At 71.4% G+C, this 22533-nt stretch carries 19 protein-coding genes; 8 read left to right on the top strand and 11 right to left on the bottom strand.

Features of this window, described 5'->3' with window-relative positions; all coding sequences use genetic code 11:
* Positions 1–13: 13 nt before the first annotated feature.
* From J2X63_RS16200 to pepN (J2X63_RS16160), 9 genes are all read right to left on the bottom strand, one after another.
* On the bottom strand, positions 14–1660 hold the full coding sequence (locus J2X63_RS16200) for an FAD-binding dehydrogenase (RefSeq protein ID WP_309980175.1): 1647 nt from the start codon (positions 1658–1660) through the stop codon (positions 14–16).
* 95 nt (positions 1661–1755) lie between these two features.
* Positions 1756–2163: a globin gene (locus J2X63_RS16195; RefSeq protein WP_309980172.1), complete on the bottom strand. Its 408-nt coding sequence runs from the start codon at positions 2161–2163 to the stop codon at positions 1756–1758.
* Between the two features lie 53 nt (positions 2164–2216).
* Positions 2217–3329 (bottom strand): mechanosensitive ion channel family protein, encoded by a 1113-nt coding sequence (locus tag J2X63_RS16190; RefSeq protein WP_309979099.1) that lies wholly within the window; start codon positions 3327–3329, stop codon positions 2217–2219.
* An 11-nt stretch (positions 3330–3340) separates the two neighbouring features.
* Positions 3341–5914 carry an aminopeptidase N gene (gene pepN, locus J2X63_RS16185; protein WP_309979097.1) on the bottom strand — a complete coding sequence of 858 codons (2574 nt, stop codon included), beginning with the start codon at positions 5912–5914 and terminating at the stop codon, positions 3341–3343.
* Between the two features lie 34 nt (positions 5915–5948).
* A complete protein-coding gene (locus J2X63_RS16180) occupies positions 5949–6650 on the bottom strand; it encodes a response regulator transcription factor (protein WP_309979095.1) in 702 nt (233 codons plus the stop codon).
* Positions 6647–7987, bottom strand: a complete 1341-nt coding sequence (locus J2X63_RS16175; RefSeq protein WP_309979093.1) for a histidine kinase — start codon at positions 7985–7987, stop codon at positions 6647–6649. Before J2X63_RS16175 ends, J2X63_RS16180 begins: the two co-directional genes overlap by 4 nt.
* Positions 7988–7997: 10 nt before the next feature.
* On the bottom strand, positions 7998–8855 hold the full coding sequence (locus J2X63_RS16170) for an ABC transporter permease subunit (RefSeq protein ID WP_309979091.1): 858 nt from the start codon (positions 8853–8855) through the stop codon (positions 7998–8000).
* The gene (locus J2X63_RS16165; protein WP_309979088.1) at positions 8852–9763 is read right to left on the bottom strand and encodes an ATP-binding cassette domain-containing protein; all 912 of its coding nucleotides are present in this window, start codon (positions 9761–9763) and stop codon (positions 8852–8854) included. Before J2X63_RS16165 ends, J2X63_RS16170 begins: the two co-directional genes overlap by 4 nt.
* Before the next feature lie 116 nt (positions 9764–9879).
* Positions 9880–12429 (bottom strand): aminopeptidase N, encoded by a 2550-nt coding sequence (gene pepN / locus J2X63_RS16160; RefSeq protein WP_309979086.1) that lies wholly within the window; start codon positions 12427–12429, stop codon positions 9880–9882.
* Between the two features lie 156 nt (positions 12430–12585).
* Here pepN (J2X63_RS16160) and J2X63_RS16155 point away from each other — a divergent pair, with 156 nt between their 5' ends.
* The 8 genes from J2X63_RS16155 to J2X63_RS16120 all read left to right on the top strand — a co-directional run bounded on the left by J2X63_RS16155 (position 12586) and on the right by J2X63_RS16120 (position 21040).
* The gene (locus J2X63_RS16155) at positions 12586–13578 is read left to right on the top strand and encodes a DUF2332 domain-containing protein (RefSeq protein ID WP_309979084.1); all 993 of its coding nucleotides are present in this window, start codon (positions 12586–12588) and stop codon (positions 13576–13578) included.
* A 10-nt stretch (positions 13579–13588) separates the two neighbouring features.
* Positions 13589–14101, top strand: a complete 513-nt coding sequence (locus J2X63_RS16150; RefSeq protein WP_309979081.1) for a ribose-5-phosphate isomerase — start codon at positions 13589–13591, stop codon at positions 14099–14101.
* A gap of 8 nt (positions 14102–14109) precedes the next feature.
* Complete coding sequence (locus J2X63_RS16145) at positions 14110–15114, top strand: DNA-formamidopyrimidine glycosylase family protein (protein WP_309979079.1); 1005 nt, start codon at positions 14110–14112, stop codon at positions 15112–15114.
* A 9-nt stretch (positions 15115–15123) separates the two neighbouring features.
* Positions 15124–15768: an FMN-binding negative transcriptional regulator gene (locus J2X63_RS16140; RefSeq protein ID WP_309979077.1), complete on the top strand. Its 645-nt coding sequence runs from the start codon at positions 15124–15126 to the stop codon at positions 15766–15768.
* On the top strand, positions 15765–17255 hold the full coding sequence (locus J2X63_RS16135; protein WP_309979075.1) for an amidohydrolase family protein: 1491 nt from the start codon (positions 15765–15767) through the stop codon (positions 17253–17255). The genes J2X63_RS16140 and J2X63_RS16135 overlap by 4 nt, the downstream gene beginning before the upstream one ends.
* Before the next feature lie 78 nt (positions 17256–17333).
* Positions 17334–18875 (top strand): multicopper oxidase domain-containing protein, encoded by a 1542-nt coding sequence (locus tag J2X63_RS16130; RefSeq protein WP_309979073.1) that lies wholly within the window; start codon positions 17334–17336, stop codon positions 18873–18875.
* On the top strand, positions 18865–20310 hold the full coding sequence (locus tag J2X63_RS16125) for a sensor domain-containing protein (RefSeq protein WP_309979071.1): 1446 nt from the start codon (positions 18865–18867) through the stop codon (positions 20308–20310). The genes J2X63_RS16130 and J2X63_RS16125 overlap by 11 nt, the downstream gene beginning before the upstream one ends.
* A 67-nt stretch (positions 20311–20377) precedes the next feature.
* Entirely contained in the window at positions 20378–21040 is a 663-nt protein-coding gene (locus J2X63_RS16120) for a response regulator transcription factor (RefSeq protein ID WP_309979069.1), read from the top strand.
* Here the strand turns inward: J2X63_RS16120 and J2X63_RS16115 are convergent.
* On the bottom strand, positions 21037–21744 hold the full coding sequence (locus J2X63_RS16115) for a hypothetical protein (RefSeq protein WP_309979067.1): 708 nt from the start codon (positions 21742–21744) through the stop codon (positions 21037–21039). The two genes, J2X63_RS16120 and J2X63_RS16115, sit on opposite strands and share 4 nt — an antisense overlap.
* 42 nt (positions 21745–21786) lie before the next feature.
* The gene (locus J2X63_RS16110) at positions 21787–22284 is read right to left on the bottom strand and encodes a DNA starvation/stationary phase protection protein (protein ID WP_309979065.1); all 498 of its coding nucleotides are present in this window, start codon (positions 22282–22284) and stop codon (positions 21787–21789) included.
* Positions 22285–22533: the final 249 nt, after the last annotated feature.

The following is a 22533-nucleotide window of genomic DNA, read 5'->3' as shown; positions in this document are numbered from 1 at the left end:
GCGCCGCCGCCGCTCAGCCCCGGGCGATCGCGCGCCCGGCCGCACGACCCGTGAAGAGGCATCCGCCGAGGAAGGTGCCCTCGAGCGCGCGATACCCGTGCACGCCGCCGCCGCCGAACCCTGCGGCCTCGCCGACCGCGTAGAGCCCGGGCACGACCGTGCCGTCGGATGCGAGGGCCCGCGAATCGAGGTCGGTCTGGATGCCGCCGAGGCTCTTGCGCGTGAGCACGTGCAGCTTCACGGCGATGAGCGGGCCCGCCTTCGGATCGAGGATCCGGTGGGGCGTCGCCACCCGGATGAGCTTGTCGCCCCGGTACTTGCGGGCCCCTCGCACGGCGGTGAGCTGCAGGTCCTTCGAGAACTCGTTCTCGAGCTCGCGGTCGCGCGCCACGATCTCGCGCTCGATGTTGTCGGTGTCGATCGGCACGTCGGGGGAGAGCGCACGCATGCCGTCGAAGAGCTCGGGCAGGGTGTCGGCGACCACGAAGTCCACGCCGTGCTGCTTGAACGCCTCCACGGGGCCCGGAGCGCCCGAGCCGAGCCGGTCGGCGAGCAGCTTCAGGTCCTTGCCGGTGAGGTCGGGGTTCTGCTCGCTGCCCGACAGCGCGAACTCCTTCTCGATGATCTTCTGCGTCAGCACGAACCACGAGTGGGCGTGGCCGGTGGCCACGATGTGCTCCAGCGTGCCGAGGGTGTCGAAGCCGGGGAAGAGCGGCACGGGCAGGCGGCGGCCCTCGGCGTCGAACCACAGCGACGAGGGACCGGGCAGGATACGGATGCCATGCATGGGCCACACCGGATCCCAGTTCGTGATGCCCTCGGTGTAGTGCCACATGCGGTCGCCGTTGACGAGCCGGGCGCCCGCGCGCTCGGCGATGGGCAGCATCCGGCCGTCGACATGCGTGGGAACCCCCGAGAGCAGGCTCTCGGGCGCGACGCCCATGCGCTCGGGCCAGAACTCCCGTACCAGGTCGTGATTGCCGCCGATGCCACCGGATGCCACGACCACGGCCGGCGCCCGCAGGTCGAAGTCGCCGACGACCTCGCGGTTGCTCGGCTCGCCGCGCCCGGCGGCGTCGGGGGCGAGCACGGCCCCTCGGACGCCCACCACGACGCCCGACTCGACGACGACCTCGTCGACACGGTGCCGGTGCCGGAACTCGACGAGTCCGGCCGCAGCCCCGGCCTGCACCCGGGCGATGAACGGCGCGAGCACGCCGGGCCCGGTGCCCCACGTGATGTGGAAGCGGGGAACCGAGTTGCCGTGGCCGATGGCGTTGTAGCCGCCGCGCTCGGCCCAGCCGACGACCGGGAAGAACCGGACGCCCTTCTCATGCAGCCACGCGCGCTTCTCGCCGGCCGCGAACTCGACATACGCCTCGGCCCAGCGCCGGCCCCACTCGTCCTCCTCGCGGTCGAATCCGGCCGTGCCCGACCAGTCCTGCTTCGCCAGCTCAAGGGAGTCCTTCACTCCCATCCGACGCTGCTCGGGCGAATCGACGAGGAAGAGTCCGCCGAACGACCAGTGCGCCTGCCCGCCGAGGCTCGCCTCAGGCTCCTGCTCGACGATCACCACGCGCTTGCCCGCGTCGACCAGTTCGGCCGCGGCGACGAGGCCCGAGAGGCCCGCACCGACGATGATCGCGTCGGGCTCGTGCATCGAGTACCGGGACGCGGGTGATGCGGGGGATGAGGGCGCGGGGGTGGCGGCCACGTGGACTCCTTCGTCTGGGTGGTGCGGGGTGGGTGGGGCGTTCAGTCCTCGAAGGTGTTGACCATCGCGAACGCGGCGCGCTGCAGGTAGTCCCAGAGCGTCTCCTCGGCGAGCGGCGGCAGGTCGAGGGAGTCGACCGCCGCGCGCATGTGCGCGAGCCAGCGGTCGCGCGCGTCGGGGTTCACCTTGAACGGGAGGTGGCGCATGCGCAGGCGCGGGTGCCCGCGCTGCTCGCTGTACGTGCCGGGACCGCCCCAGTACTGCTCGAGGAACATGGTGAGCCGTTCGGCGGCCGGCCCGAGGTCCTCCTCGGGGTACATCGGCCGGAGCACGGGATCGTCGGCGACGCCGCGGTAGAACTCGGCGACGAGCCGCTCGAACGTGGCGCGACCGCCGACGGTCTCGTAGAACGAGGGTCCGAGCGCCGGGCCGTGCTCGCTGCCGCGCAGCGGCACGCCCGCCGGCTGCACGGGCCCGGATGCCGCGGGGTTCGCCTGGTCGGTCACTCGGCGCCTCCCGTGGTCGGCGGCTTCGGGGCGCGGGGGGCGCGGGGAACCTTCGGCTTCGTGGCGATCGCCGTGCGCGAGGCATCCGTCGTCACCACGCTGCTGGGCCCGGTCCTCGGGGGCTTCGCGCCCTTGACCCGGGTCGCGCCGTCGAAGCCGCTGAGCACGACGCTCGAGAGGCTCGGGAGTGTCACGCCCATGGCGTCCATCGCGTGCTTCAGGCGGGTGCGGAGCTCGCGGGCCACGTCGTCCTTCGACGACGTGCGCACCTTCATGACGATGCGGATGACCATCGCCTCATCGGAGATCGACTCGAGGCCCCAGATCTCGGGCTTCTCGAGTACGCGCGAACGCCACTTGCCCGACTGTGCGAGCTCGGTGGCGGTGCGGAGCATCTCGCTCTCGACGGCTTCCACGTCGGCATCGTACGGCACCGCGAGGTCGAGGATGACCCGCGCCCAGCCCTGGGACATGTTGCCGACTCTGAGGATCTCGCCGTTGCGCACGAACCAGAGCGTGCCGTTCACGTCGCGCACCGTCGTGACGCGGATGCGCACCTCCTCGACGATGCCGGTCGCGGGGCCGAGGTCGACGACGTCGCCGACGCCGAGCTGGTCCTCCACGACCATGAAGATGCCGTTCAGCGCGTCCTTCACGATGTTCTGCGCGCCGAAGCCGAGGCCGGCGCCGATCGCTGCGGAGAGCAGCGCGAAGGAGCCGAGGATGGAGGGGTCGATGGTGCTCACGATCATGAGCGTGACGACGATGAACAGCGTCACGTTCACGATGTTCGTGAGCACGGTGCCGAGCGTGCGGGTGCGCTGCACGACGCGCACGGCGGCGAGCGGCGACGCCTGCAGGGCCTGCGTGTCGGTGACGTCCTGCTTCTTCTTGACGCCCGACACCACGCGGTTCACGGTGCGGTCGATGACGAAGTGGAGGATCCATCGGATGAGGAACGCGATCGCGATGATGAACAGGATCGCGATGAGCTTGCCGACGATGACGTCCCAGTTGTCGGCCCAGAACTGCGCCACGCCCGCCCAGAAGTTGCCGCTGAGCGGGGTCTCGTCGGCAGGGTCGGTGGGGGTCTCTGCGGCTCGGAACATGGTGAGAGAGTCTACTGAGCCGCGCCCGAGAGCATGCTGGCATCGCACGCGCGAGCCGCCAGCGCACGCTCGAGCTCATCGAGCTGCTCGGAGACGAGCCGGTGCAACGGCGCCGGCGACACGTTCGCGGCGAGCCACTCGCGGGCCATGGCGGCGAGCTCCTCGTCGACGAGCGGCGACGGGAAGAGCCGCGACACGATGAGCGAGGCCATCGTGAAGCTCCGCTCCGACCAGGTGCGCTGGAGCATCTCGAAGTAGGCGGTGGCGGTCGTGGCGAGCAGCTCGGGTGCCGTCGTGCGACGCCATCCCTCGGCGATGGCGCGGGCGAGGTCGTTCGAGAGGCTCGCGTCGGTCGCGACGCGACGCCACGCGGCATCCTTCACCGCCTGGTCGGGGCGAGCCGCACGGGCGGTCTCCGCGAGCTGGCGGCCCTTGGCGGTCTCGTCGAGCGCGAGCGCCGCGTCGATCTCCTCGTCGGATGCCGCGCCGAGGGCCGAGCGCGCGATCACGAGCTCCCACCGCAGGTCGAGGTCGACGTCGAGCCCGGGCAGCTTGATGGAGCCGTCCAGGAGGCTGCCGAGCACGTCGGCGTGGGCCTGCGTCGCCGCAAGCCGGGTGAACGCCTTCACGAACTGCAGCTGGGTGTCGCTGCCCGCCTGCGCGAGCTCCGCGAGCGCCCACACCGCGTCGCCCGTCTCGGCCGCGATCCGCTCGCGGTGCTCGTCGGCCAGGTAGCGGCCGACGGCGAGCTCGAGTCGGGAGAGGGCGAGGCCCCGCGCGGCGGATTGCGTCTCGTGGCCGACGCTGCCGAGCACGAGCCGCACGAACTCGCTCGCGGGCAGTTCGGCGTCGCGCACCGCATCCCACGCCGAGCCGAGAACGACCGCCCGCGCGACGGGGTCGGCGAGTTCAGCCAGGCCCGCGATCGCGGCGGCGAAGGAGGCATCGTCGAGCCGCACCTTCGCGTAGGTGAGGTCGTCGTCGTTCACGAGCAGCAGGTCGGGGCGCTGGACGCCCACGAGGTCGGGAACGTCGGTGACGGCGCCGTCGACGTCGAGCTCGAGGCGGTGCGTGCGCACGAGGGCGCCGTGCTCGTCGGCGGAATAGCAGCCGATCGCGACACGATGCGGGCGGAGGGTCGGATGTGCCGCCGCCGCGGTCTGCTCGATGCGCGCCGCGGTGATCGTGCCCGCGGCATCCGTCTCGACGATCGCTCGCAGGGTGTTCACGCCGGCGGTCTCGAGCCAGAGCTCGGACCACCGGGTGAGGTCCCGCCCGCTCGCCCGCTCGAGCTCGTCGAGGAGGTCGCGCAGGGTGGCGTTGCCACCGCCGTGCGCCGTCAGGTAGGCGCCGACGCCCCGCTGGAACGCCTCGAGGCCGACCCACGCGACGAGCTGCTTCAAGACCGAGGCGCCCTTGTCGTACGTGATGGCGTCGAAGTTCACCTCGACGTCGCCGAGGTCGCGGATCTCGGCGACGATCGGGTGCGTCGAGGGAAGCTGGTCCTGCTCGGCCGCGTGGGTCTTCTCGTCGCTCGCGAACGTCGCCCAGACGCCCGTGAACTCCGTGACCTGCGACGTGGCCAGCGTCGACGCCCACGTGGCGAACGACTCGTTCAACCAGAGGTCGTTCCACCAGCGCATGGTCACCGAGTTGCCGAACCACATGTGGCTGAGCTCGTGCAGCACCACGATGGCGCGCTGCTCGCGCCGGGCGTCCGAGACGCGCGACCGGAACAGGTAGCCCTCGTTGAACGTGACGGCGCCGACGTTCTCCATGGCGCCCCAGTTGTACTCGGGCACGAAGACCTGGTCGTACTTGCCGAAGGGATAGGGGACGCCGAAGGCCCGTTCGTAGAACGCGAGTCCCGCCTGCACCGTCTCGAACATGACGTCGGGCTCGGCGTACTGCGCGAGCGAGGCGCGGGTGAAGAGGCCGAGCGGAACGTCGCGGCCGTCGATGCTGCGAGCCGCGCCGCGCCAGGCCGCATACGGGCCGGCGATGATGGCGACGATGTAGCTCGAGATGACCGGGCCGGTCTCGAACGCCCACGTCGCGGTCGTGCCGTCAGTGCCTGCCGGCACCGGGTCGGGCGTGGGCGCGTTGCTCAGCACCTGCCACGCGGCGGGCGCCGTGATGGTGAACCGCACCGACGCCTTGAGATCGGGCTGGTCGAAGACGGCGTAGACCCGGTTCGCCTCGGCCACCGCGAACTCGGTGTAGAGGTACACGGCTTCGTCGACGGGATCGACGAAGCGGTGCAGGCCCTCGCCGGTGTTCGAATAGGCGCGCGTCGACCGCACCACGAGCTCGTTCTGCGCCTCGAGGGCGACGAGGCGGATGCGGTCGCCGTCGATGACCGCTGCCGGGTCGAGCGGCCGATCGTTCAGCACGAGCTCGTGCACCTCGAGGGTTGTCGACTCGATGAAGGTGGACGCGCCGGGCGTCGCGCCGAACCGCACCACCGTGGTGGACCGGAACGTTCCGCCGTCGCCCGTGAGGTCGAGGTCGACCTCGTAGCTCGGCGCGTGCACGATGCCGACGCGCTCCTCTGCCTCGAGTCGGGTGAGGTGTGCAGCTGCCATCGATGGGCCCTCCGTGTCGGTGTGCCCAGACAGCCTACCGACGCTCGGGGGATGTTCCTGGCCCGCTGAGGAGCCCGTGCTCGTAGGCGAGGATGACAAGGTGCACGCGGTCGCGGGCGTCGAGCTTCTGCAGGATGCGTCCGACGTGCGTCTTCACCGTCGATTCGGAGAGGAAGAACCTCGATGCGAGCTCGCTGTTGTTGAGGCCCTCGGCGATGGCGACGAGGATCTCGCGTTCTCGGGGTGACAGCCGGTCGAACAGCTCGGCTCGCGCATCGGCGGCTCCCGAAGCCGGGAGGTCGGCGGCGAACAGCTCGATCATCCGGCGGGTGACGCGGGGCGCGAGCGCGGCCTCGCCGGCGTGCACCGTGCGGATCGCGGTGGTCAGCTCCTGCGGCCGGGCATCCTTCAGGAGGAAGCCGCTGGCGCCCGCCCGGATCGCCGCGAACGCGTACTCGTCGAGGTCGAAGGTGGTGAGCACGATGACCCGCGGCGAGGCGGGCCCCGCGGTCACCTCGGCGGTGGCGGCGATGCCGTCGACCCCGGGCATGCGCACGTCCATGAGCATCACGTCGATGGGCGTCGACCGTGCCAGCTCGATGGCGGCGGCACCGTCTCCGGCTTCGCCGACCACGACGAGGTCGGGTTCCGCGTCGAGCACCATCCGGAATCCGGTGCGCACGAGCGCCTGGTCGTCGACGATGGCGACGCGGATGTCCCACCGGTCGTCCGTCACGCCGGGTCCTCCGTCCGTGCCGCCGCGTCCACGGCGGCATCGGTGGAACGTCGGTCATACGCCGCCTCCAGCGTCGCGTGCAGCGTCGCGTGCATGCGCCAGCCGCCGGTCGACCGTGGGCCCGCATCGAGGGTGCCGCCGTAGAGCCCGACCCGCTCGCGAAGGCCGGGCAAGCCCCGACCGGAGCCGACGATCCCGGGCATGCCGTGGGCGTGGCCGTCGTCCTCCACGACCACCTCGACCGCGTCGTCGCCGTGGACGATTCGGACGTCGACCTGCTGCGCGCCGTCGGCGTGCCGCAGCGCGTTCGTGAGGCCCTCCTGCACGAGCCGGTAGACCGCGAGCTCGAGCGTCGGCTCCGTGATCGGCGCACCGGCGGTGGTGAGGCGCACGGGCAGGCCGGCGTCGCGGAAACCATCGACGAGCGCCGGGATCGCATCGACGCCGGGCTGCGGCGCCCGATCGGCGGAGCCGGCGGCATCCGTCGGCCCCTCGAGCACGCCCAGCATGCGACGCATCTCGCCGAGCGCGTCGCGGCCGGCCTCCGCGACGTGACGCATCGTCGCCGCAGCGCGCTCGGGGTCCTTCGGGGCGGTCGCCGCCGATCCCTCCGCGAGCGTGATCATGACGGTGAGCCCGTGCGACACGATGTCGTGCATCTCCCGGGCGATGCGGGCGCGCTCCGCTGCGGCGGCGAGCTGCGACTGCTGATCGCGCTCTCGGGCCAGGTCGTGCGCACGGGCGATCAGCGCGTCCAGGTAGCGCCGCCGATTGCCGACCGTGACACCGATGAGGGTCGCCAGGAGCATGAGCACGGCGAAGGAGAGCGCGGCGCTCAACGCGTCGCCGTCGAGCGGCACCACCCCGGCGGCCCGCCTGATCGCCGCCGACAGGTAGGCCGCCGCCGCGCCCACCGCCGCGGATGTGCCGAAGCCGATCCATGCCGCACGAGAGGTGCCGTAGACGGCGAGCCCGTAGAGGGCGAGGAGGATGGCGACCACGTCGACCGAAGGAGCCCAGATCGAGGCGAGGCAGGCCAGCCAGGCGAGGGCGAGCACCAGCCTCGGATGAGTCCGCCGGGCGACGAGCAGGCCGAGGCTCGCGGCCAGCGCCGCAGCCGCGATCGCGACGGCCAGCCCCGGCGGCAACTGCTGCTGGGCCGCCGAGACGATCGTGATGACGATGGTGGGAACGCCGTAGACCCCGGCGATGAGACCGTCGACGAGTCGCGGATGCCGCGCCCAGTACCGTCGGGCGACCCCCGGCGCTCGCGGCAGACGCAGCTCGCCCCCGGCCACCGGGTCCTGGTGGTCGGGGGCGGGCCGTGACGCGGTCATGGACAGGACTCTACGCGTCGCGTTTCGTGAGCGTCGTGGCGGCGCCGATGCCGGCGGCGGCCACCCATCCGAGCACGATGGCGAGGTTCAGCCAGACGCCGAAGCCGTCGGCGGTCGCCTCCGCCGTCGTGGAGGTGAACGAGTTCATGCCGGCGATCGAGATCAGGTACGGCACGAGGTCCTGCGCCCAGTCGGCGGGGATCATCTGCAGCACCGTGGGGAGGAGGAGCAGGATGCCGAGGACGGCGGCGATGCCGCCCGCGCTGCTGCGCAGGATCGTGCCGACGCCGAGCGCGAAGAGGGACACGAGCGACAGGTAGAGCGCGCCGCCGAGCAGCGGGAGGAACACCGCGGGGTCGACGAGGCTCGCCGACACGTCGATGCCGGCGAAGACCGCCGATGACACCGCGAACGCGCTGAAGGTCGCGATCACGCCGACCACGAAGGTCGCCGCGCCCAGGATCACGGCCTTGGCGGCGAGCGCCGGCAGTCGCCGGGGCACCGCGGTGAGCGTCGAGCGGATCATTCCGGTGGAGTACTCGCCGCTGATCACGAGCACGCCGAGCACCGCCGCGACGAGCTGCCCGAAGTACACGCCGAACACCGAGGCGTCGACGACGAAGCTCGCCTGCTGGTCGGCCGGTGCGGACGCGGCATCCGCACCGCCGCTCATGCCGTTGACCATGCTGAGCGACATGAGCAGGGCCATGCCGAGCGAGATGGCGACGACGAGCCCATACGACCAGACCGTCGAGCGGAGGCTGCGGAGCTTGATCCACTCGGAACGGAGCACGCCTCCGAACGTCAGGCCGGTCGTGGGGTCGGCCGGCGTCGAGCCGGTCCGAGTCGGTGCGGTGATGGTGATCATCGGAGTGCCTCCGTGCGGTATTCGACGGCGTCGGCGGTGAGGGCCATATAGGCCTCCTCGAGCGACGCGCTCTTGGGGGTGAGTTCATGGATGGCGAGGGCGTGCGCGGCGGCGAGGTCTCCGATGCCGGCTGCTTCGATGCCGGTCACCTCGAGGAGGCCGGCCTCCGACCGCACGACCGTGACGCCCGGGCCGGCGAGCAGGTCGGCCAGGCGCGACGCGTGCGGCGAGCGCACCTGCACGCGGGGACTCGTGCCGTTCGCGATGACGTCGGCGACGGGGGCATCCGTGATGATGCGGCCCTTGCCGACGACGATGAGGTGGTCGGCGGTCATCGCCATCTCGCTCATCAGGTGCGAGGAGAGGAAGACGGTGCGGCCCTCGCCCGCGAGATGGCGCACGAGGCGCCGCACCCACAGGACACCCTCGGGGTCGAGCCCGTTCACGGGTTCGTCGAGGAGCAGCGTCGCCGGATCGCCGAGGAGCGCCGCGGCGATGCCGAGCCGCTGGCCCATGCCGAGCGAGAAGCCGCCCACGCGCTTGCGCGCGACCGACTCGAGCCCGGTCAGCTCGATGACCTCGCGCACACGCCGGCGACCGATGCCGTGCGTGGCGGCCATGGCGAGCAGGTGGTTCTCGGCGGTTCGGCCCGTGTGCACGGCCTTCGCGTCGAGGAGGGCGCCGACCTCGTGGAGCGGGGCGCGGTGCTCCGCGAAGGGCCGGCCGTTGACCGTGACCGATCCGCCCGTCGGCCGGTCGAGGCCCACGATCATGCGCATCGTGGTCGACTTGCCGGCGCCGTTCGGGCCGAGGAACCCGGTGACGCGGCCCGGGTGGACGGTGAAGTGGAGGTCGTCGACGGCGGTCTTCGCCCCGAATCGCTTGGTGAGTCCTGCTGCAGTGATCATGCCTCGACGCTACGGATGCCGCGCCGGGCACGCATCGGCCCCGGGAACGGTTCCGGGGCGGCGGCAGTGGTACCGGAGTACCACCGCCACCGCCCCGGAAGCCGGAACGGGGAGCGCTACGCGTCCTGCGCGTCACGCTCCTGCGCGACGAGGGCGCGGTCGACGCCGGCGAGGCGCTCGATCACGAGGCGCCGCAGCGCGGGCACGTCGGGGTGCGCGTCGAGCCAGGCGCGGCTCGCGTCCGCGAGGGCGCGGTTCGCGAGCGGCGACGGGTAGAGCCCGTCGACGAGCTTCTCGGCGATCGCGTAGCTGCGCTCCTCCCAGATGCGCTCGAGCATGGCGAAGTACCGCTCCACGAACGCCTCGAGCAGCGCGGCGTCGTTCGCACGGAGGAAGCCCTCGGCCGTCTCGCGCACCACCGTGTTGGTCGCGGTGTCGACGTCGACGAGCGACGCCCACGCGCGCTCCTTGCCCTCGATCGTCTGGATCGCGGCGCGGGCGTGCGCGGCGGACTGCTGTCCGGTGGCGGTGTTGTCGCCGGCCAGGCGCTCGTCGATCTCGGCGTCGCCGGCACGACCGGCGGCCACGAGCGCGATGAGCAGCTCCCAGCCGAGGTCGGTGTCGATCTCCAGGCCGTCGAGCTCGAGCGAGCCGTCGTACAGTGCGGCGAGCTCGTCGACGTGCGAGCCGGCCTCGGCGATCGCGGCGAAGTTCATGACGAACTGGAACTGGGCATCGCTGCCGCCCTCGGCCTCCTGCGCGAGGCGCCAGAAGCCGTCGGCCAGGGACCGGCGGGCGTCGGCACGACGCTCGGGCGCGACGTAGGCGCTCGCGGCGAGCACGGCGTTCGCGAGCACGATGCGCAGCGTCGTGGACTCGGTCTCACTGGCGATGTTGCCGAGCACGAGGGCGAGGTAGTCGCTCGCCCGGGTCTCGCCGTCGCGCGTGGCATCCCACACCGAGCTCCAGACCAGGGCGCGCGCGAGCGGGCTCTCGATCTCGGACAGGTTCGCGAGGGCGACGCCGTGCGAGGCCTCGTCGAGGCGGATCTTCGCGTAGGCGAGGTCGTCATCGTTGAGGAGCACGAGGTCGGGGCGGCGCAGGCCGACGAGCTCCGCGACCTCCGTGCGCTCGCCGTCGACGTCGAGCTCGACGCGGTGGTCGCGCACGAGCTTGCCTTCGCTGAGGTTGTAGAAGCCGATGGCCAGCCGGTGCGGACGGATCGTCGGGTGCTCCTCGGTCGCCGACTGGAGCACCGCGAACGACGAGATGACGCCGTCGTCGTCGGTCTCGATGGCCGGACGCAGCGTGTTCACCCCTGCCGTCTCGAGCCAGAGCCCGGACCAGTCGGACAGGTCGCGGCCGCTCGCCGTCTCGAGCTCGGCGAGCAGGTCGGCGAGGGTCGTGTTGCCCCAGGCGTGCTTCTGGAAGTACGCCGAGACGCCCTGGAAGAACGCGTCGACGCCCACCCAGGCCACGAGCTGCTTCAGCACCGAGCCGCCCTTGGCGTAGGTGATGCCGTCGAAGTTGACGAGCACGTCCTCGAGGTCGTTGATCGTCGCGACCACCGGGTGGGTCGAGGGCAGCTGGTCCTGGCGGTACGCCCAGCTCTTCTCCATCGAGTTGAACGTCGTCCATGCCTCGGTCCACTCGGTCGCCTCGGCGGTGGCGATGGTCGACGCCCACTCCGCGAAGGACTCGTTGAGCCAGAGGTCGTTCCACCACTTCATGGTGACGAGGTCGCCGAACCACATGTGCGCGAGCTCGTGCAGGATCGTGACGACGCGGCGCTCACGCACGGCGTCCGTGACCTTCGAGCGGAACACGTAGAACTCGGTGAACGTCACCGCGCCCGCATTCTCCATGGCGCCCGCGTTGTACTCGGGCACGAACAGCTGGTCGTACTTCGCGAACGGGTAGGGCACGCCGAACTTCGCTTCGAAGTACTCGAAGCCCTGCTTGGTCTTCTCGAAGATGTAGTCGGCGTCGAGGAACTGCGAGAGGCTCTTGCGGCTGAAGACGCCGAGCGGGATGGTGCGGCCGTCGGCCGAGGTGAGCTCGTCGCGCACGACCGCATACGGGCCGGCGATGAGCGCCGTGATGTAGCTCGAGATGCGGGGGGTGGGCTCGAACGCCCAGGTCTTCGCGCCCTCGTGGGCGTCGACGGGCTCGGGCGTGGGGGAGTTCGACACGACCTCCCAGTGCGCCGGCGCCGTCACCGTGAAGCGGAACGAGGCCTTGAGGTCGGGCTGCTCGAACACGGCGAACATGCGTCGGGAGTCGGGCACCTCGAACTGGGTGTAGAGGTAGGCCTCGTCGTCCACGGGGTCGACGAAGCGGTGCAGGCCCTCGCCCGTGTGCATGTAGCGGCCGTCGGCGACGACCACGAGCTCGTTCTCGGCCGCGAGGCCCGACAGCTCGATGCGAACGCCGTCGCTGACCTCGGCCGGATCGAGCGCGACGCCGTTCAGCGTCACCGAGTGCACCTCGGCCGTGATGGCGTCGATGAACGTCGAAGCACCCTCGGTCGCGGCGAAGCGCACCGTCGTCCGGCTGAGGAACACCTCCGGACCGGTGGTCACATCGAGCACGACGTCGTAGTCGTGCACCGTGACGAGCGCCGCGCGCTCCTCAGCTTCGATACGGGTGAGGTTCTCTCCGGGCACGTGCGCTCCTTTGCAGTCATCGATGCGGCTCGTGGCCGCAGGCAACGTGTCCCAGCCTAGCCCTGCAGGCCTCCGCCCCCGCAGCCCCTCGTGCGGTCCTCGAGCGCGTGCAGTGCGGCGTTGACCCCACGTCGCCCGCCGCCCTACGGTGGCCCCATGGCCGAGAGCACGGATGCCGCGGCATCGACCTGCGAGCGATACCGCGTGTTCGCCGACGTCGAGGCGCGCGGCATGTCGGCGACCTATGAGGCATGGGCTGCCGGCGTCGCCGACGACCCCACCGCGATCGCGCTCATCGACGAGCTCCCATCGCCGAAGCGCCAGCCGAACCTCGTCTTCTCCGCCGCGCGGTTCCACGGGGCGCCCGTCGGGCCGTACTCCGCCTTTCGCGAGTGGCTCACGGCGAACTGGCCCGCCGTGCGCGAGACGGCCCTCTCCCACGCCACCCAGACGAACGAGGCCGGACGCTGCGCGCTCCAGGTTCCGGTGCTCGCGGCGATCGAGGGGCCGATCGCGCTGCTCGAGGTCGGGGCATCCGCCGGCCTCTGCCTGTATCCCGACCGCTACAGCTACCGCTACTCGGGGCATCCGCAGCTCGACCCTCCCGGCGGGCCGAGCGAGGTGGTGCTCAGGTGCGAGACCCGGGGGCCGGTGCCGCCTCCGATTCCCGACCACCTGCCGAACGTCGCCTGGCGCGGCGGGATCGACCTCAACCCGCTCGACGTGCGCCGGCCCGAGGATGTCGCATGGCTCGACGCCCTGGTCTGGCCCGAGCACGAGGACCGCCGTGAGCGGCTTCGCGCGGCAGCCGCCATCGCGGCATCCGACCCGCCCCGGATCGTCGCCGGCGACCTCAACGAGCAGCTGACGACGCTCGCGGCCGACGTGCCGGCTGAGGCGACCCTCGTGGTGTTCCACACCGCCGTGCTCATGTACCTCGACTCCTCAGGACGGCAGCGGTTCGCCGACCTGGTGCGCGAGCTGCCCGGCCACTGGCTGTCGATCGAGGCGCGGTCGGTCACGCCGGGCATCCGGGTGCGCGACGACGTCGACAACGAGAGCAGCGACCTCGTGCTCGCGCTCGACGGCCTGCAGCTGGCCTGGGCGCAGCCGCACGGGCGCGCCATCCGGTGGATCGCGAATCCCTAGACTTGGCCCCATGCGCATCCACATCGCGACCGACCACGCCGGCCTCGAGTTCAGCCGCACGCTCGTCGATCACCTGACCAACGCCGGTCACGAGGTCGTCGACCACGGCCCCACCGAGTACGACCCGCTCGACGACTACCCCGCGTTCTGCATCAACGCGGCGCAGGCGGTCGCACGCGACCAGGCCGCGGGCGTCCGCACGCTGGGCATCGTGTTCGGCGGATCGGGCAACGGCGAGCAGATCGCCGCGAACAAGGTGCGGGGCATCCGTGCGGCCCTCGTGTGGAGCATGGACACGGCGATGCTCGCCCGCCAGCACAACGACGCGAACGTCATCTCGATCGGCGCGCGTCAGCACACCGTGCAGGAGGCCATCCGGTACATCGACGCGTTCATCGCCGAGCCGTTCTCGGGCGACGAGCGTCACGTGCGGCGCATCGCCCAGCTCGCCGAGTACGAGACGACGGGTGACATCGCCGGCAAGGGCGTCGACCACGTCGCCGCGTCGGCGAACGAGGCCTAGGGGGTCCGGTGCCCGAGGGACACTCCGTCCACCGCATCACCCGTCAGTTCGAGCGCAACTTCGTCGGGCACGTGGTGCACGCGTCGAGCCCGCAGGGCCGCTTCGCCATGGGCGCAGCCGAGCTCGACGGGCGACGGATGACGGACGCGCGCGCGGTGGGCAAGCAGATGTTCCTCGGCTTCGAGGGCGACGTGTGGCTGCGCGTGCACCTCGGCATGTACGGGGCATGGGACTTCGCGGGCGACATCCGCATGGATGCGACGATCGCGTCGGCGAACGGGCGCATGGGGCAGACGAACCAGCGGGGCACCTTCCTCGACGGCCCGAACCCCGACGCGGTGGTGTTCGACTCGGCGGGCGAGAACTCGCTCACGTCGATCGGCGCCCCGCGTCGCACCCGGCTGCGCATGTCGGAGTCCGAGAAGGAGGGGAACGGCCTCGAGACCTTCCCGCCCGAGCCGGTGGGCCAGGTGCGCGTGCGCCTGCTGACCGACACGATCTGCGCCGACCTGCGCGGCCCGACGGCGTGCGAGGTGCTCGACCCGGCGCAGGTCGAGCGGGTGGTCGCGAAGCTCGGCCCCGACCCGCTCATCGACGGCGGCCCCGAGGCCGAGGAGCGGTTCACGCGCGCCGTCCGCAAGCGCGCCACCCCGATCGGCCTCCTGCTCATGGACCAGAACGTCGTCGCCGGCATCGGCAACGTCTACCGTGCCGAGCTGCTCTTCCGCGCCCGCCAGAACCCGCACGCACCGGGTCGGTCGGTGCCCGAGGAGCACGTGCGCCACCTCTGGCGCGACTGGACGAAGCTCCTCGCGATCGGCGTGGAGACCGGCCAGATGATGACCATGGACGACCTCGACCCCGAGGCATGGCGCGCGGCCATGGCGAACCGGGCCGACCGCCACTGGGTGTACAAGCGCGAGGGCCTGCCCTGCCGGGTGTGCGGCACGAACATCGTGCTCGAGGAGATGGCCGGCCGCAAGCTCTACTGGTGCCCCTACTGCCAGGCCTGAGGAGAACCGATGCGACAGAACCCGAGCTTCACCCTCGCGAGCGAGGAGGGCGTCAAGCGCCTCATCCGCGAGCACCCGTGGATGACGATCGTCAGCATGACGGATGCCGCAGGGCTCGTGGCCTCGCACTACCCCGTGCTCCTCGACGAGGACGCCTCAGGGATCGAGCTGCTCACCCACGTCGGCCGGCCCGACGAGGTCGTCCACGAGCTCGGACGCCACGAGGTCATGGCCATCGTGCAGGGTCCGCACGGGTACATCTCGCCGGGGTGGTACGACGCGAACCCTGCCGTGCCCACGTGGAACTTCGTCACGGCGCACCTCTACGGCACGCCCGAGGTGCTCGGCGCCGACGAGAACCTCCGCGTGCTCGAGGCGCTGGTCGACCACTTCGAGGACCCGATGCCCGAGCCGCGGCGCATGCGGGGCACCGCCGAGAACTCGGCCTATGCCGACCGCATCGCCACGGGCACGGTGGGGCTTCGCATCCCGATCACGCGGTTCGTCGCGAAGAACAAGATGAGCCAGAACCGCCCGGCCGAGACCGTCGACCGGATCATCGCCGAGCTCGAGGGCGACGGTCCCTACGCGAACCCCGCGCTCGCCGGCGAGATGCGGCGGACGCACGAGGCGCTCCGGGCGGCGCGCGCGTGAGCCGCCTGCTCCTCGAGGGCGCGCGGCTGCCCGGCGCGCCCGAGGCCGTGGACGTGCTCGTCGCAGACGGCGTCGTCGCCGAGGTCGTGCCCCACGGCGCACCGACCACGCCGCCCGACGGCGACGGCCCGCGCGTCGAGCGCATCCCAGTCTCCGGCCGCTGGATCGTGCCCGGCCTGCATGATCGGCACGTGCACCTCTCGCAGTGGGCGATGGTGACGCGCCGAGTCGATCTCGCGGGCGTCGGGTCCGCGGCGGCGGCGGTCGAGCTCGTGCGGACCGCGATCGATGCCGGTGCGCCCGAGGTGATCGGGTTCGGCTACCGCGACGGGTTGTGGGCGGATGCCACGACGAGCGCTGCGCTCGATGCGGTGTCGGGCGACGTGCCCGTCGTCCTCGTCGCGGCCGACCTCCACGCGTGTTGGATCAACACCGCGGCCGCGCGGCGGCACGGGGTGGACGTGCCGGGCGACGGCATCCTGCGTGAGGGCGACTGCTTCCGATTGGTGCGCGAGCTCGACGACGTCGCCGATGACATGCTCGACGGCTGGGTCGCCGACGCCGCCGTCGCGGCCGCCGCGCGTGGCGTGGTGGGCGTGACCGACTACGAGATGCGGTGGAACCGCGACGACTGGGCTCGTCGAGCGGCCGACGGCCGGTTCCCGCTGCGCGTCGCCTTCGGCGTGTACCCGCAGCACCTGGACCGGGCGATCGACGAGGGACTCCGCACCGGCGCGATCGTGGGCGGCACCGGTGGCCTCGTGACCGTCGGCGGCGCCAAGGTCATCACCGACGGATCGCTGAACACCCGCACCGCCTGGTGCTTCGACCCCTATCCGGGCCTCGAGGATGACGAGCACCCGTTCGGCATCGCGACCGTGCCGTACGACGAGCTCGTGCCGCTGATGCGACGCGCGCACGAGGGCGGGCTCATCCCCGCGGTGCATGCCATCGGCGACCAGGCGAACGCCCGCGTGCTCGACGCGTTCGAGGAGGTCGGATGCCGCGGCTCGGTCGAGCACGCCCAGCTCCTCCGCCACGACGACGTCGCGCGCTTCGCCCGCCTCGGCATCATCGCGAGCGTGCAGCCCGAGCACGCCATGGACGATCGCGACGTCGCCGACCGCTACTGGACCGGACGCACCGATCGCGCCTTCATGCTCGCCGAGCTGCAGGCGGCGGGCGTCGAGCTCGCTCTCGGCTCCGACGCGCCGGTCGCCCCGCTCGACCCGTGGGTCGCGATCGCCGCGGCTGTCGGCCGGACGCGCGACGGTCGCGAGCCCTGGCATCCCGAGCAGGCGATCGACGTGCGCGCCGCGCTCGCCGCCTCCACCGGCGGCACCGGCGCCGAGGTCCGGGTCGGGGCCCGCGCGGACCTCACCGTCGTCGAGCTCGATCCGTACGCGGCATCCGTCGAGCGACTCCGCACGATGCCGGTGGCGGCCACGCTCATGGGCGGACGCCTCACGCACGACACGATCCGCTGATGCCCGGGGGATAACCCCCGCGTCGATCCGGTCGGCCGCCGGATGGGGCAGGCGGGCGGCGATCGCGAGGCTGGAACCATGCCAGCCACACGTTCCAACCCCCTCGGCATCCGCCGTCCCCGTGCCGCCGTCGGCGCCCTCGCCGCAGTCGCCGCCGGCGCACTCATCGCCGTCGCCTTCGCCGGATGCGGCGTCGTCGGCCCCGCGCCGGTCTCGACCATCGGGAAGGTCGACTTCGACAGCCCGCTCGCCATCCCGCCGCTCGCCGAATCGACGGTCACCGCCGACGGCACCCGGGTGTTCGCCCTCGACGCGCAGGCGGGCACGACCGAGTTCACGCCGGGCGTTCCGAGCGACACATGGGGCTTCAACGGCTCCTACCTCGGCCCGACCATCGTCGCGAAGCGCGGCGAGCACGTGCGCGTCGACGTCACGAACTCGCTCGACGAGCCGACCACGGTGCACTGGCACGGCATGCACCTCCCCGCCGAGATGGACGGCGGCCCCCACCAGATGGTCGAGCCGGATGCCACGTGGTCGCCCGAGTGGGACGTGGACCAGCCGGCGGCCACGCTCTGGTACCACCCGCATCCGCACGGCGAGACCGAGGACCACGTCCGCCGCGGCCTCGCGGGCATGTTCCTCGTGCAGGACGACGTCGAGTCCGCGCTGCCGCTGCCCCGCGAGTACGGCGTCGACGACGTGCCCGTCATCGTGCAGGACGCCGGCTTCTCGGCCGAGGGGCTCCGCGAGGACCCGGCGCACGGGTTCGCGGGCGGGCTCGGTGACCAGCTCCTCGTCAACGGCACGCGCGGCCCGTTCCTCGACGTCCACGACGAGCTGGTCCGGCTCCGCCTGCTGAACGCGTCGACCGCGCGCAGCTATGCCTTCACCTGGAGCGACGGCCGCCCCGTCGAGCTCATCGCCACCGACGGCGGCCTGCTCGAGGCATCCGTCGACCTCGACCGCGTGCTGCTGTCGCCCGGCGAACGCGCCGAGGTGCTCGTGCGCGTCACGCCGGGGGAGCGGCTCGTGCTCCGCTCGGAGATGACCGCCGACGCGGCGGGCATGATCGACGCGATCGCTGCGATGAACGGCGGCACCGACTCGTTCGACGTGCTCGAGCTGCGGGCGGCCGATTCGCTCGGTCCCTCGCCAGACGTGCCGGACCACTTCGCCACGCTGCCGTCCGTCGACGCCTCGCAGGCCGTGACCACCCGCACGTTCACCCTCGACGGCTTCGAGATCAACGGCCACGAGATGGACCTGGGACGGATCGACGAGACCGTGACCGTCGACACGACCGAGCGCTGGATCGTCCAGAACACGAGCCAGATGCCGCACAGCTTCCACGTGCACGACGTGCAGTTCCGGATCGCGTCCATCGACGGCGCACCGCCGCCCCCTGAGCTCGCGGGCTGGAAGGACACCATCTTCGCCCGCCCGGAGACGGAGTTCGAACTCCTCCTCCGCTTCGAGGACTACGCCGACCCCGATACCCCGTACATGTATCACTGCCACCTGCTGTGGCACGAGGACCAGGGCATGATGGGCCAGTTCGCCGTCGTCGAGCCCGGGCAATCTGCCACGATTACTGGAGGAACGCACCATGAGCACTGAGACGATGACCACGATGACGACCACGACGAGCAGCACGACCCCCGCTGCGCCGACGGCTCCGGATGCCGCGTCCGAGCGCCGCGGCTATGGTGCCCTCTGGGCATCCGTGCCCCGCGAGTTCGGGTTCCTCATCCTCACCATGCCGATCGCGATCATCGGGCTCAGCGTGCTGGCGACCGTGTTCTTCACGGGCGTCGGCCTCGTGACGGTGTTCGTCGGCATCTTCCTCATGATCGCGGGGTTCTTCATCGCCCGCGGGTTCGGCACGCTCGAGCTCATCCGACTGCGCTGGGCAGGACGCCCCGAGATCCGCCGGCCGAACTGGGCCCGCGACGGTCGTGAGGAGGGCTTCTGGCGCAGCGCGTTCGCGCCGTTCATCGACGGCCACTACTGGCTGTACCTGCTGCACACGCTCGTCATCAACCCCATCGTGAGCGTCGTCACGTGGAGCATCACCATCGCGTGGACCTCGGTCGCGCTGGCGGGCACGACCGGCTGGATCTGGCAGGGGTACATTCCCGACGGCGACCGCACGTTCTGGCTGAACGAGTGGCTGGTCGACCGGATCTTCCCCGGCAACGACTTCACCTACGACCTCGTCGCCGGCGAGCGCATCCTGGAGGTCGTCCTCGGCCTCGCCTTCCTCGCGACCCTGCCGTTCGTGTTCCGCGGCCTCACGCTGCTGCACGACGTCATCGCCCGGGGCGTACTCGGGGCCTGGCGCTCCGAGGCGCTCGAGGTCGAGGTCGCCCAGCTCGCCGCCTCCCGCGGCGCCGCGGTGCAGGCCGAGGATGCCTCGCTCCGCCGCCTCGAGCGCGACATCCACGACGGCCCCCAGCAGCGGCTCGTGCGCCTGCAGATGGACCTCGCGACGATCGAACGCCGCCTCGAGCACGACCCCGAGTCGGCGAAGGTCCTCGTCGGCGAGGCCCGCGACCAGGCCCGCGAGGCGCTCGACGAACTGCGCGCCCTCTCACGCGGCTTCGCGCCGCCGATCCTGCAGGACCGCGGACTCGCCGCCGGGCTCGAGTCGCTGGCCTCGCGCAGCCCCGTATCGGTCATCGTCGAGGTCGAACTCGCCGACGCCGCCCTGCCCGCTCCCATCGAACGCAACGCGTACTTCATCGCCGCCGAGCTGCTGACCAACGCGGCGAAGCATGCCGAGGCGACGGCCATCCGCCTGCGGGTCACGACCCGCGACGAGGGGATCGCCGGTCGCTGGATCGACATCTGGGTGACCGACAACGGTCGGGGCGGCGCCACGGCGACGCCGGGGCACGGCCTCGCCGGGCTCGATGAGCGCGTGCGCGGTCTCCGCGGCATGCTCGTGCTCGACAGCCCCGTGGGCGGGCCGACCACGATCGGAGCGCACGTGCCGTACGTGCCGCTCGCGGCATCCGGAATCGAGGCGGGCACGACCCCCGGCGTGGTCTGAGCATCGCCGAACGACGGCCCCGGTTCGCGCCGGGGCCGTCGCCGCGGGCGCCGATAGGGTGAAGTCCATGACGGATGCCGCCCGCCGCCCATTGCGCATCGTGCTCGCCGAGGACTCCGTGCTGCTGCGCGAGGGCCTCGTGCGGCTCTTCGACGAGGCCGGGTTCGAGACGGTCGGCTCGTTCGGCGACGCCGACGCCCTGCTCGCGGAGATCGACGCGATCGGGCCCGACGTCGCCGTGCTCGACGTGCGGATGCCGCCCACGTTCCGCGACGAGGGCGTGCGGGCTGCGATCGAGATTCGCCGGCGGCATCCGAAGCTCGGCGTGCTGCTGCTCAGCCAGTACGTCGAGGGCACCTATGCGCACGAGCTGCTGTCGTCGGGCGAGGGCGGCATGGGCTATCTGCTGAAAGACCGGGTGGCGTCGCTCGACGAGCTGGAGGACGCGGTGCAACGCGTCAGCGAGGGCGGCACGGTGCTCGACCCGCAGGTGGTGCGCGAGCTCCTGTCGCGTCGCAGCGACCCGCTCGAGTCGCTCACCCCCCGTGAGCGCGAGGTCATGGCGCTCATGGCCGAGGGGCGCACGAACGCCGGCATCGCCACGCAGTTGTTCATCGGCGTGGGCGCCGTGGAGAAGAACGTGACGTCGATCTTCCAGAAGCTGGGACTCGAGGACTCGGGCAGCGACCACCGCCGGGTGCTCGCCGTGCTCACCTGGCTGCAACGCTAGGACGACGCCGGCGGGGTGGTCCGCAGCGGCACGTGCGAAGCATACGACCGCAGGTACAGCCGGTACCCCCGCACCAGGAAGCCGACGAAGAGCGCGAGTCCCACCACGATGCCGATCGTGACGGCGACTCCCACCGGTACGCCGAGCGCACCGGCGAGGCTCCCGGCGAACAGTCCGGCGACGGCCGCGGTGACGACCGTGATGATCATCATCGAGCTCGCGAACACCTGGCTCGGGCCACGGGCGAAGAAGTAGTGGTAGGTGCGTTCCGCGCCGAGCCGGTCGTCGTCGGCGGACATGAGGAAGTAGCGCTCGATGCCGGGGTCGAGGTCGAGGTAGGCGCCGCGCAGACGGTTCATGGCGAGCACGTACATGAGGTCCTCGGTCGCCGTGTTGTAGGCGCGCAGCAGGGTGATGAGGCCCAGCAGTACCAGGAGGAAGAGGACGCCGAGCGCCGCGATGCCGAACCAGCCGCGGAACTCCGTCGCGTTGCCCAGCACACCGAGTGTGACGAGACCCGCGGACACGAGCGTGAGGAAGATCGCGATGCGCGTGAGCACCTCGCTCTGCGTCGTGCTGCGGCTCGCGAGGAGGCTCCAGTGCTCGGTCGCGAGCATCTGCGCGCGCAACGAGCGCTGCGCGTCGGTGAGTCGCTCGAGGCCGTCGTCCGGGAACGGGACGGGCCCGGGTGCATCCGCCGTCATAGCGGCATTCTGCACCCGGGCCCGTCGGCCCGCCATCGTCGACTACTTGACGGCGATGTGGGAGAAGAGGAACCAGCGGTCCTTGTCGAGGCCGCGGCGGATCTCGATGACGACGTCCTGGCTCGCGGGGTCGAGCTCGTCGAGCCCTTCGATCGCGGCGTTCACCTTCTCGATCGCGAGGTCGATCTGCGCGACCACGTCGGAGATGGCCTCCTCGTACGGCTGGAAGCCCAGCTTCGGGTTCGCCGCGCCGCTCTTCGAGGCGACGGTGGCGAGGCGCCCGTCGATCGGCAGGCCGAGCGCGACGACCCGCTCGGCGGCGAGGTCGGCCCACTCCTGGGCGTGCGCCACGACGTCGTCGATGAGCTCGTGCACGGCGATGAAGTTCACGCCGCGCACATGCCAGTGCGCCTGCTTTCCGTTGACGACGAGCGCGACGAGTTCGTGGACGACGGGCGTGAGGTACTGCGCGACGCCCGCCGCGACGTCGGCGTGGTCTCCGGTCTTCGTGCTCTTCGGTGCGGTCTTCGTGTCGGTCATTCGTTCACCCTTCCCGTTCGGCGTCTGTCGTGCGTCGTGTTCAACGCTACGCAGGTGCCCGCGTATTTCAAGGAAGGGAAGGCTCGGCTGACCGGGGCACTGAATGGGTTCGGATGCCGTGGCGGAACGCCGGATCGACGTCGCCGGCAGCCGTGGGGAAGGTCGTGTGGAGCGGATGACGGGAATCGAACCCGCGTAATCAGTTTGGAAGACTGAGGATTATGATAGAATTGGTCTAGAAACCAAGGG

The sequence above is a fragment of the Agromyces sp. 3263 genome (genome assembly GCF_031456545.1).
Classification (GTDB): Bacteria; Actinomycetota; Actinomycetes; order Actinomycetales; family Microbacteriaceae; genus Agromyces.
The sequence above is the reverse complement of the archived record's forward strand: the minus strand, read 5'-3'. Positions and strand labels throughout refer to the sequence as shown.

Coding starts and splice junctions, on each gene's coding strand:
- J2X63_RS16120 (WP_309979069.1), top strand. CDS start 20,378: ATGACGGATGCCGCCCGCCGCCCATTGCGCATCGTGCTCGCCGAGGAC.
- J2X63_RS16175 (WP_309979093.1), bottom strand. CDS start 7,987: ATGACCGCGTCACGGCCCGCCCCCGACCACCAGGACCCGGTGGCCGGG.
- J2X63_RS16140 (WP_309979077.1), top strand. CDS start 15,124: ATGCGACAGAACCCGAGCTTCACCCTCGCGAGCGAGGAGGGCGTCAAG.
- J2X63_RS16200 (WP_309980175.1), bottom strand. CDS start 1,660: ATGCACGAGCCCGACGCGATCATCGTCGGTGCGGGCCTCTCGGGCCTC.
- J2X63_RS16165 (WP_309979088.1), bottom strand. CDS start 9,763: ATGATCACTGCAGCAGGACTCACCAAGCGATTCGGGGCGAAGACCGCC.
- J2X63_RS16170 (WP_309979091.1), bottom strand. CDS start 8,855: ATGATCACCATCACCGCACCGACTCGGACCGGCTCGACGCCGGCCGAC.
- J2X63_RS16110 (WP_309979065.1), bottom strand. CDS start 22,284: ATGACCGACACGAAGACCGCACCGAAGAGCACGAAGACCGGAGACCAC.
- J2X63_RS16125 (WP_309979071.1), top strand. CDS start 18,865: ATGAGCACTGAGACGATGACCACGATGACGACCACGACGAGCAGCACG.
- J2X63_RS16190 (WP_309979099.1), bottom strand. CDS start 3,329: ATGTTCCGAGCCGCAGAGACCCCCACCGACCCTGCCGACGAGACCCCG.
- pepN (WP_309979097.1), bottom strand. CDS start 5,914: ATGGCAGCTGCACACCTCACCCGACTCGAGGCAGAGGAGCGCGTCGGC.
- J2X63_RS16150 (WP_309979081.1), top strand. CDS start 13,589: ATGCGCATCCACATCGCGACCGACCACGCCGGCCTCGAGTTCAGCCGC.
- J2X63_RS16155 (WP_309979084.1), top strand. CDS start 12,586: ATGGCCGAGAGCACGGATGCCGCGGCATCGACCTGCGAGCGATACCGC.
- J2X63_RS16115 (WP_309979067.1), bottom strand. CDS start 21,744: ATGACGGCGGATGCACCCGGGCCCGTCCCGTTCCCGGACGACGGCCTC.
- J2X63_RS16130 (WP_309979073.1), top strand. CDS start 17,334: ATGCCAGCCACACGTTCCAACCCCCTCGGCATCCGCCGTCCCCGTGCC.